At 62.6% G+C, this 8,135-nt stretch carries 8 protein-coding genes and 1 pseudogene; 2 read left to right on the top strand and 7 right to left on the bottom strand.

The window, feature by feature from the left end; genetic code table 11:
- Positions 1-164: 164 nt before the first annotated feature.
- Together MPJ51_RS13795 and MPJ51_RS13790 are read right to left on the bottom strand one after the other, a co-directional pair.
- Positions 165-1,343 (bottom strand): biopolymer transporter ExbB, encoded by a 1,179-nt coding sequence (locus tag MPJ51_RS13795; RefSeq protein WP_298387787.1) that lies wholly within the window; start codon positions 1,341-1,343, stop codon positions 165-167.
- Between the two features lie 70 nt (positions 1,344-1,413).
- Positions 1,414-1,944: a gamma-glutamylcyclotransferase gene (locus tag MPJ51_RS13790; protein WP_298387784.1), complete on the bottom strand. Its 531-nt coding sequence runs from the start codon at positions 1,942-1,944 to the stop codon at positions 1,414-1,416.
- A gap of 67 nt (positions 1,945-2,011) precedes the next feature.
- Here MPJ51_RS13790 and MPJ51_RS13785 point away from each other — a divergent pair, with 67 nt between their 5' ends.
- Positions 2,012-3,013 (top strand): DUF2125 domain-containing protein, encoded by a 1,002-nt coding sequence (locus MPJ51_RS13785; RefSeq protein WP_298387781.1) that lies wholly within the window; start codon positions 2,012-2,014, stop codon positions 3,011-3,013.
- Here the strand turns inward: MPJ51_RS13785 and MPJ51_RS13780 are convergent.
- From MPJ51_RS13780 to MPJ51_RS13765, 4 genes are all read right to left on the bottom strand, one after another.
- A complete protein-coding gene (locus MPJ51_RS13780; protein WP_298387778.1) occupies positions 3,010-3,816 on the bottom strand; it encodes an extensin family protein in 807 nt (268 codons plus the stop codon). The genes MPJ51_RS13785 and MPJ51_RS13780 overlap by 4 nt on opposite strands.
- Positions 3,816-4,733 carry a prephenate/arogenate dehydrogenase family protein gene (locus MPJ51_RS13775; protein ID WP_298387775.1) on the bottom strand — a complete coding sequence of 306 codons (918 nt, stop codon included), beginning with the start codon at positions 4,731-4,733 and terminating at the stop codon, positions 3,816-3,818. Before MPJ51_RS13775 ends, MPJ51_RS13780 begins: the two co-directional genes overlap by 1 nt.
- Complete coding sequence (gene hisC / locus MPJ51_RS13770; RefSeq protein ID WP_298387773.1) at positions 4,730-5,815, bottom strand: histidinol-phosphate transaminase; 1,086 nt, start codon at positions 5,813-5,815, stop codon at positions 4,730-4,732. Before hisC ends, MPJ51_RS13775 begins: the two co-directional genes overlap by 4 nt.
- 64 nt (positions 5,816-5,879) lie before the next feature.
- Complete coding sequence (locus MPJ51_RS13765) at positions 5,880-7,295, bottom strand: aminotransferase class V-fold PLP-dependent enzyme (protein ID WP_298387770.1); 1,416 nt, start codon at positions 7,293-7,295, stop codon at positions 5,880-5,882.
- Positions 7,296-7,398: 103 nt separating this feature from the next.
- On the opposite strand from MPJ51_RS13765, the gene MPJ51_RS13760 reads away from it, so the two are divergent.
- Positions 7,399-7,860: an Lrp/AsnC family transcriptional regulator gene (locus MPJ51_RS13760; RefSeq protein ID WP_298387766.1), complete on the top strand. Its 462-nt coding sequence runs from the start codon at positions 7,399-7,401 to the stop codon at positions 7,858-7,860.
- Here the strand turns inward: MPJ51_RS13760 and MPJ51_RS13755 are convergent.
- A pseudogene (locus MPJ51_RS13755) lies at positions 7,857-8,135 on the bottom strand (hypothetical protein); the annotation flags it as partial. The gene MPJ51_RS13760 and the pseudogene MPJ51_RS13755 overlap by 4 nt on opposite strands.

Here is an 8,135-nt window from a genome sequence, read left to right as displayed (position 1 = left end):
TCATCCTCTTGCCCCGAGATCGTCTCACGCAGTACGAACTGCACCACCATGAAGATGGTCAGCACGAAGGTCAGCACCATCAGCAAGCCGGTCATCGCGTCCACGAAGCCGGGCCAGACCGAGCCCTGAAAACGCTGACCGGTGCGGCGGGACAGGGCCATTGGTTATTCTCCTTCCGGCGGCGTCCGCACGGCGCCCCGCGGTAAGGTCAGCGCCTTGACCAGCAGTTCGAAATCCTTGCGCAGCTCGTTCATGCTGTCCTGCCGCCCAGCCGAGATTTCCTCAAGGATACGCAGCAGTTGCACATCCATCGACCGCAGGCGCATGCGGCTTTCGGCGTCGATCCCCTCGCCCGCGCCATGTTCGCGCATGTGGTCCAGCAAGGCGTCCTGCCCCAGCGCCACCCGTTCCAGCGCCGCCGTGACACCCTCGGACTGGGCCTGACGCTGGTTCATGTCGCTGATCGCATCGACCAGGTGACCCAGCTTGCCCGAAACCTCGGCCCGGTCACGTTCCTGGGCCGAGAACATATCCTGCAACGCATCCATCTGCTCGGCCATCGTGTCCAGAACCGGGGTCAGCACCGCCAGTTCGGCCCCACCTTCGTCCGAGCCACCAAAGCCCACGCGGGTAATGCCAGACAGCCATTCCTCAAGCTCACGATAGAACCGGTTCTGGCCGTGACCGGCGAACAGCTCCAACAGGCCAACGATCAGCGACCCGGCCAGACCCAACAGCGAGGAGCCAAAGGCCACGCCCATGCCCTGCAGCTGCGATTCAAGCCCGGTCATCAGGCGGTTGAAAACGGCCAGCCCTTCCTCACCTTCCTGCGGGTTCAGACTGCGGATGGTGTCGACGATGGCCGGAACGGTGGTGGCGAGACCAAAGAACGTACCCAAAAGTCCGAGGTAAATCAGGACGTTGGTGATATAGCGCGTGATCTCACGCTCTTCCTCGATCCGTTCGGCCACGGAATCCAGAATGGACCGGGTCGAGCTGGAACTGATCTGCGACCGCGCCCCACGCGCCCGCAGCAGCGAGGCCAGCGGTGCCAGCAATTGCGGCGTGCTGGTGTCGTCACGTTCAACCCCGCCGACAAAAGCCTCGATCCAGCGGACCGAGCCGATCAGCTGTGTCACCTGCAGGAAACACGCCAGAACACCGATCACGAAGACCAGCAGGATGAACCCGTTCAGATAAAGGTTCGCCTGCACCACTGGCAGCACATAAGGCAGCGCCAGGAACACGCCCGCCCCCGACAATCCGATTGCAATCAGCATCATCAAGATCTGACGGATCGGTTGCGAGAAATGTGGTCTCGCGCCCTGCTGTGCCTGCGCCATGCGCGTCTTTCCCGAAAATTATCTGCTCTGCGCCAGAGCCTAGCGAAATCCTGCCGATGACGCCACGGGTTTATCCGCTGATGACGCGAACGCGTTGCGACAACCACTCAAGGTCGGGATCGTTCAGACCGATCTCGGCCAGATGGTCGGCAGTGTTATAGAGGTATTCGGTGTTCGGGCCCCGGCCACCCACCGCATGGGCGATGATATGGGCCTGTTCCTCCAACGGCATGCCACCGCAATACTGCACATGATGCGGGTCGATCACATAGGTCACCGCATTGACCACCTGACCGCAGTCCAGATGCACGTCCAGCATTCGTTCCACATAAGCCGATGAGATCAGCTCACGCTCGCGCAGCTCGGCCAGCGTGCGATCCTCGTGGCCTTCTTCGACGGCCAGCGCCAGCCCGGTGCAACGGGTGCCGTCCTGTTCGTCCAGTGCCAAAACAAGGCCGGGTTTTTCCTCGGTCCCGCGATGGTGGATCGAGCTCATGCAGAAGGACCGGGCATATCCATGCAGCGTGGCGCGTTCGCTGCGGGCCACCGGAAACCCCGGATTCCACAGCAGCGATCCATATCCGAAAACCCACATCGTCATTGCACTGGTCCTTGCCCGTTTGCGCCTATAAACATCAATTCCAAGGCAGGAAAAAGGGCCATTTGTTATGCGCCGTCTGATACGAGTGTTCATTTTTGCGGCGCTGGCATGGAGCGCATATTGGTTCATCGCCGGATACGGGCTGCGCTCGGCCATTACCGGGTGGTTCGACCAGCAGCAGGATCGGGGCTGGCAGGCCGATTTCTCGGGCGTGGAAACCGCGGGCTATCCGGCCCATCACATGACACGGCTGGTCAACCCGGCGCTGGCCGATCCGGTCAACGGCACCGCATGGAGCGCGGATTGGATCGAATTCCAAAGCCCCGCCATCTGGCCCGGCCGTCAGGTGCTGCGCTTTGCCGACACGCCACAGCGCCTGTCCTATTTCGATCAGACCTTGACCATTCAAGGGGATGCGTTGCAGGCCGAGTTGCACCTGCAACCCGGTGTCGCCCTGACGCTGGAAAAGATGGCCCTGACCGCTGGTGCGTGGTCCATCGCCGATGAACGTAAACCCATCGCAGGTGGCGACACGCTGGCACTGGTGATGGAGCAGACCGCAGACCCCAACGCCTATGTCATCGCCGCCCGCGCCGATGGGTTTACCCCGGGCGACGATCTGCGCGACCTGATGCGCTCGGCCACCTCGCTGCCGCAGGCGTTCGAGACGCTGGAGATGGATATGGTCGCCAGTTTCGACAAACCATGGGACCGCTCTGCGCTGGAACAGGGTCGTCCGCAGCCTGTTGCCATCGACTTGCGGCTGGCCGAGGTCAAATGGGGCGAATTGCGCCTGTTTGCTGCCGGAGAATTGGACGTGGACGCGCAAGGCATTCCGACCGGAGAGATCGCCATCAAGGCCGAAAACTGGCGTGACATGATCGCTATGGCCAATGCGGCGGGCGCCCTGCCCGATCAGGCGGTCGATCCGGTCACGCGGGCGCTGAACTTTCTGGCAGGGCTTGGCGGCAATCCCAACGCGCTGGATTTGCAGTTGAACTTCCGCGACGGATTCGTGGCTTTGGGGCCGCTGCCCCTAGGCCCTGCGCCCCGGCTGATCCTGCGTTAACGGCAATAGGGTCCGCCCCGATGGCGGGCCGTATCCAGATGGAAATGATCGCGGTGATAGCGGTCGGAGTTTGGCCCCAGAACCGTACCAAACGGCCCACAGGCCCCGCGCCACACCTTGGTCAGTTGCCTTTTGGATGGGTTCTTACGCCAACCGTTCAGGACGGTCACGACCTCTCCGTCCGCCATTTTGAAGCCCGAGATGTCGATGGCTCGTCCCTTGCCATGTTCCGAGATTTTCGCGCCCTTGCGATTGTTGCGCGTGCGGCAGGCGTAGTGGGCGGCCACCTGCAGTTCGACCACCGGACCGCGCCGTTTGAAGGTCGGCTTCACCGTTTTGTCGACCCATTTGTTCAGCGCAATCGCAGTGCCGCAATCCATGGTCGACGGGCGGCTAAGCATCACGCCCGAGACAGATGTGATCTGCACCGCATCCTTGATCCCGCAGGCGCGGATATTGCCGGGCACCTTGCCCACCGGCTTGCCCTGAATGTCGATATCGCCGCAGACCGACCCCTTGCGCCGCTTGCGTTTACCGAACAACACCTGCTGTTCCAGCGACTTGGGTCGCGAATAAGGCATCAACGAGACATCCGGCCCCAACAGGGGCAAATCCGACGGGCGCGCCGCTGCTGCCGTCACCTGAGGCGATGCCGGGCGCAAGACGGGGCGCAGCTTAGGCAAGGGTTGGGCTTCGGCAACCGGGCGCAATTGCGGAACCAGCGACTGTTCCGGCGGGGCAGCATGGGACGCCGCAGCCATCAGCCCGCATCCGATCAGCACAGGAACCCAGCGCAACCGCATCAGCTGGCCGCCCCGCGCCCGAAATCCGGCGCGTCCGTGTCCTGACCCGCGTCGATGATCCCGCGCCGGATCGCGCGGGTGCGGGTGAAATAGTCAAACAGGTGATCCCCGTCGCCGGTCCGGATCGCCCGTTGCAGCGCGAACAGTTCTTCGGTGAAACGGCCCAGAATCTCCAGCGTCGCGTCCTTGTTGCTCAGGAACACATCCCGCCACATGGTCGGGTCCGAGGCCGCGATCCGGGTGAAATCCCGAAAACCCGCAGCCGAGTATTTGATCACCTCGGTATCGGTCACCCGGCGCAGATCGTCGGCCACGCCCACCATCGTGTAGGCGATCAGGTGCGGCGCATGCGAGGTCACCGCCAGCACCAGATCATGGTGATCGGCGTCCATCTCATCGACATTTGACCCCAGCCCTTCCCAGAGCGCGCGCAGCCGCGCGATGGCGGCGGCGTCCGACCCTTCGACCGGCACCAGCAGGCACCAGCGATTGTCGAACAGCTCGGCAAAACCCGATTCCGGGCCGGAATGCTCGGTCCCCGCCAGCGGGTGGGCCGGGATGAAATGCACCCCCTCCGGGATATGCGGCCCGACCGCCTCAATGACATGGCGCTTGACCGAGCCCACATCGGTGACCGTCGCGCCCGATTTCAATGACGGTGCAATCTCGGCAGCCACCGCGCCCATGGCACCCACGGGCACGCACAGCACCACCAGATCGGCGCCTTCCACGGCCTCTTGCGCGCTGTCGCAGACCCGGTCGCACAATCCGATCCGGCGGGCGGTGTCGCGGGTGGCCTCGGACCGGGCATAGCCGGTGACCTCACCCGCCAACCCGGCGCGTTTGATGGCCCAGAACATGGACGAGGCGATCAGGCCCAGCCCGATCAGCGCCACGCGGTCGTAAATCTGGCTCATGCGGCGCCCCCTTTGAACGCGGTGATGGCTGCAACCACGCGGGCGCAGGCCGTTTCATCGCCCACGGTGATCCGCAAGGCGTTCGGCAGGTTGTAGCCCGCAACGCGCCGCACGATCAAACCCTGAGTTTTGAGGTAGTCGTCGCAAGCCTCGGCCTCGGCCCGGTCGGCAAAGCGGGCGAGGATGAAATTGGTGCAGGACGGGTCACAGGGGACACCGATCTTTGCCAGTTCCTCGACCAGCCAGACCCGCAGCCGCGCGTTTTCCGCATGGCAGAAGGTCAGGTATTCCTCATCCTGCACGGCGGCCTCAGCCGCGGCCAGCGCAGTCAGGGACAGGTTGAAGGGCTGGCGTATCCGGTTCAGCACGTCGATGATATCCTGCGCCGCATAGCCCCAGCCGACGCGCATCCCGCCCAAGCCGTAAATCTTGGAAAATGTCCGCGTCATGATCACATTCGGATAGCGGTCGACCAGCGCCGCGCCACCGTCGAAGCCGGCAACAAATTCGGCATAGGCCCCGTCCAGAACCATCAGACAGGTCTCGGGTAGCCCTTCGGCCAGCCGCGCCAGTTCAGCCTCGGATATCATGGTCGAGGTCGGATTGCCCGGATTGGTGACGAAGACGATTTTTGTCTTGCCCGTCACGGCAGCCAGAATGGCATCCACATCCACCTTGCGGTCGCGTTCGGCCACCATCACCGGCGTCGCACCAACCGCACGGATAATGATCGGGTACATGGAAAAGCCGTGTTCGGTGTGGATGACCTCATCCCCAACTCCGGCATATGCACGTGCCACGAATTGCAGTACCTCGTCGCTGCCCACACCACAGATGATACGCGCCGGGTCCAGCCCGTACCGCGCACCAATCGCCGCGCGCAGGCTGGCGTGATCAGTGCCGGGATAGCGGTGCAGGGTCGCGGCGCTGTCGCGCGCGGCCTCAATCGCCTTGGGGCTGGGGCCAAACGGGTTTTCGTTTGAGCTCAGCTTGATCACCTCGGTCATACCAGCGATATGCGACTGACCGCCCTGATACAGCGCGATGTCCATAATGCCGGGTTTCGGGATGATCTTGGTCATGAGGGGCTCCTTGCTCGGTGCCCCTCATACCTGTCTCAACGGGTTGAGAAAAGCGGCAATTCGGTCAGGCGGCCTTGAAGCGGGCCGTTGCCGGATCGGCGGTGTAGAACGGCGCGAATTCCTGGGTCCGGTATGACAGGTCGTTGACGCTGTCGATGATGAACTGAACCGTTTCTTCGCGCATCAGGTAGGAAAAGTTCAGACGCACCCAGCCGGGTTTCTTCATCTCTTCCCCCGCCGACAAGGCCGCGTGCAAAGCGTCCGAGGTCGCCCGGTCGATCCCCAGCAACCGATGCGCATAAGGCCCCGCGCAGGCGCAGCCACCCCGGGCCTGAATGCCGTATATGTCGCTGAGCATCCGGGTGAACAACTGCTGATGCACGGGCTGACCCGCCCCGTCCTGCACAAGGAAGGAAAAGATCGGCAACCGATGAGGATTATCTGCCCCCAGCAGGGTCAGATGCGGATTGTCGCCCCACCCGTCCAGCGCCATCTGATTGTACAACGCATCGCGCCGCCCGATCTGGTCCGTGCCCACCGCATCCTTGACGATAAAGGCAAGGGCTGCCCGGATATCACCGATGACATTGGGCGTGCCGGCCTCTTCCCGCGTGGCCAGATCAGCGCTGTAATCGTGCCGCCACGGCGAGACGAAGCTGACCGTGCCGCCCCCCGGCAAACTGGGGCAGCGCCGCTGCACCGCGTCGCCGTTGACGACCAGCACGCCAGACGCCCCCGGCCCGCCCGGAAACTTATGGGGTGAGACCACGATGGCGTCCTTGCGCGCGCCCTGCGGCCCCATATCCATCGGCAGATACGGCCCGCCCCCGGCATAGTCCCAGATGGCCAACGCCCCGTGTTTCTTCAATAGCCGCGTCACCGGGTCCGGGTCGGTGATAACCCCGGTCACGTTCGACGCTGCCGAAAAAGACCCAATCACCAAATCCGCATCCGCCGTTTCGATCAATGCCGACTGCAAAGCAATTAGGTCCAACCCACCCCCGGCGGCCTCGGGAATTTCGATCACCCGCGCCTTGCTTTCACGCCAGGGCAGAATGTTCGAGTGATGCTCATACGGCCCGATCAAGACAACCGGCTGGTCAGCCTCTTCCACTCCCAGCAGGGTGACCAACCGGTTGAGTCCCGCTGTGGCGCCCGACCCGGCGAAGATCACCGCGTCCTCTTCCCTTGCGCCAACGATGCGGGCGATCTCGGCCCGGGCTTCACGACGCAGACGCGTCATGTAGGACCCACAATAGGATGCCTCGGTGTGGCTGTTGGCATAAAACGGCAACACATGCGCAGCCGCAAAATCCTCGACCTGCCGCAACGCGCGGCCCGAGGCGACGTAATCCGCATACACAAGCGGCACGTCCCCATGCAGACCCGGGATCAGAACATTCTCTCCGATCAGCCCATCGCGCAGAGTATCGTCGTGAGCGGCGGCCTTCATCTCGGCGCGAAATTGAGACAGGGTCATATCATGGGCTCCTTATTGCACATCCCAATATGATTGATTGAGACCGCATAAATTTCACCATTTTTTGCTGAATTATCCCAAATTTTGTGTCATATGATCCGATATGAAGGAAAAACTAGATCAGATTGACACGCGCCTGTTGAAAGAGCTGCAACAGGACGCCACCCTGTCGCAACGTGAACTGGCTGATCGCGTGGGCCTGTCGCAGAACGCCTGTTGGCGGCGGCTGAAGGCGTTGAACGATGATGGAGTGCTGCTGGGCTCGACGGCGCGTATCGCGCGGGAAAAGCTGGGGCTCAGCCTTGTAGTCTTTGTGATGCTGCGCACACGGCATCACTCGGCCGAGTGGTTGCAGGCGTTTCGCAGGCATGTCCTGACCATCCCCGAGGTGGTCGATTTCCACCGCATCGGAGGAGACTACGATTATCAGCTGAAAGTCGTCACGCAGGATATGGCCTCATACGACAAGGTCTATCAGCGCCTGATCGAGAAGGTCGAACTGGACAGTGTGACCTCATATTTCGCGATGGAGGCGATTGCCGAGGGGCGGCCCCTGCCCCTTTAGGCGGTGAAACGATCCAGCACGTTGCGGGTGATCCGTTCGACCTGAACATCCTGTCGGGTCAGGCCCATGACCCATTCGCAGGTGGCGGCGTTGAACACCTCTCCGTCACCGCGCCGCCAATGGATCATCACGCCGTTGCCGCGCAGGGCTTTGTCATAGGTCTGCGGTGTCAGCGCGCCATATAGCGCCTGCGCTTTCCATTCGGCGTCGCTGGTGCCGATATACAGCGTCTCACCCGGGACCCCGTGATCGGCCTCGGCATTTGTGCCGAGCCC

This window comes from Ruegeria sp. (assembly GCF_028066395.1).
Classification (GTDB): Bacteria; Pseudomonadota; Alphaproteobacteria; order Rhodobacterales; family Rhodobacteraceae; genus Ruegeria.
The sequence above is the reverse complement of the archived record's forward strand: the minus strand, read 5'-3'. Positions and strand labels throughout refer to the sequence as shown.

Bases quoted from the DNA above. Each gene is read 5' to 3' on its own strand.
- MPJ51_RS13765 (WP_298387770.1), bottom strand. From the start codon at position 7,295: ATGACCCTGTCTCAATTTCGCGCCGAGATGAAGGCCGCCGCTCACGAC.
- MPJ51_RS13795 (WP_298387787.1), bottom strand. From the start codon at position 1,343: ATGGCGCAGGCACAGCAGGGCGCGAGACCACATTTCTCGCAACCGATC.
- hisC (WP_298387773.1), bottom strand. From the start codon at position 5,815: ATGACCAAGATCATCCCGAAACCCGGCATTATGGACATCGCGCTGTAT.
- MPJ51_RS13785 (WP_298387781.1), top strand. From the start codon at position 2,012: ATGCGCCGTCTGATACGAGTGTTCATTTTTGCGGCGCTGGCATGGAGC.
- MPJ51_RS13780 (WP_298387778.1), bottom strand. From the start codon at position 3,816: ATGCGGTTGCGCTGGGTTCCTGTGCTGATCGGATGCGGGCTGATGGCT.
- MPJ51_RS13775 (WP_298387775.1), bottom strand. From the start codon at position 4,733: ATGAGCCAGATTTACGACCGCGTGGCGCTGATCGGGCTGGGCCTGATC.
- MPJ51_RS13790 (WP_298387784.1), bottom strand. From the start codon at position 1,944: ATGACGATGTGGGTTTTCGGATATGGATCGCTGCTGTGGAATCCGGGG.
- MPJ51_RS13760 (WP_298387766.1), top strand. From the start codon at position 7,399: ATGAAGGAAAAACTAGATCAGATTGACACGCGCCTGTTGAAAGAGCTG.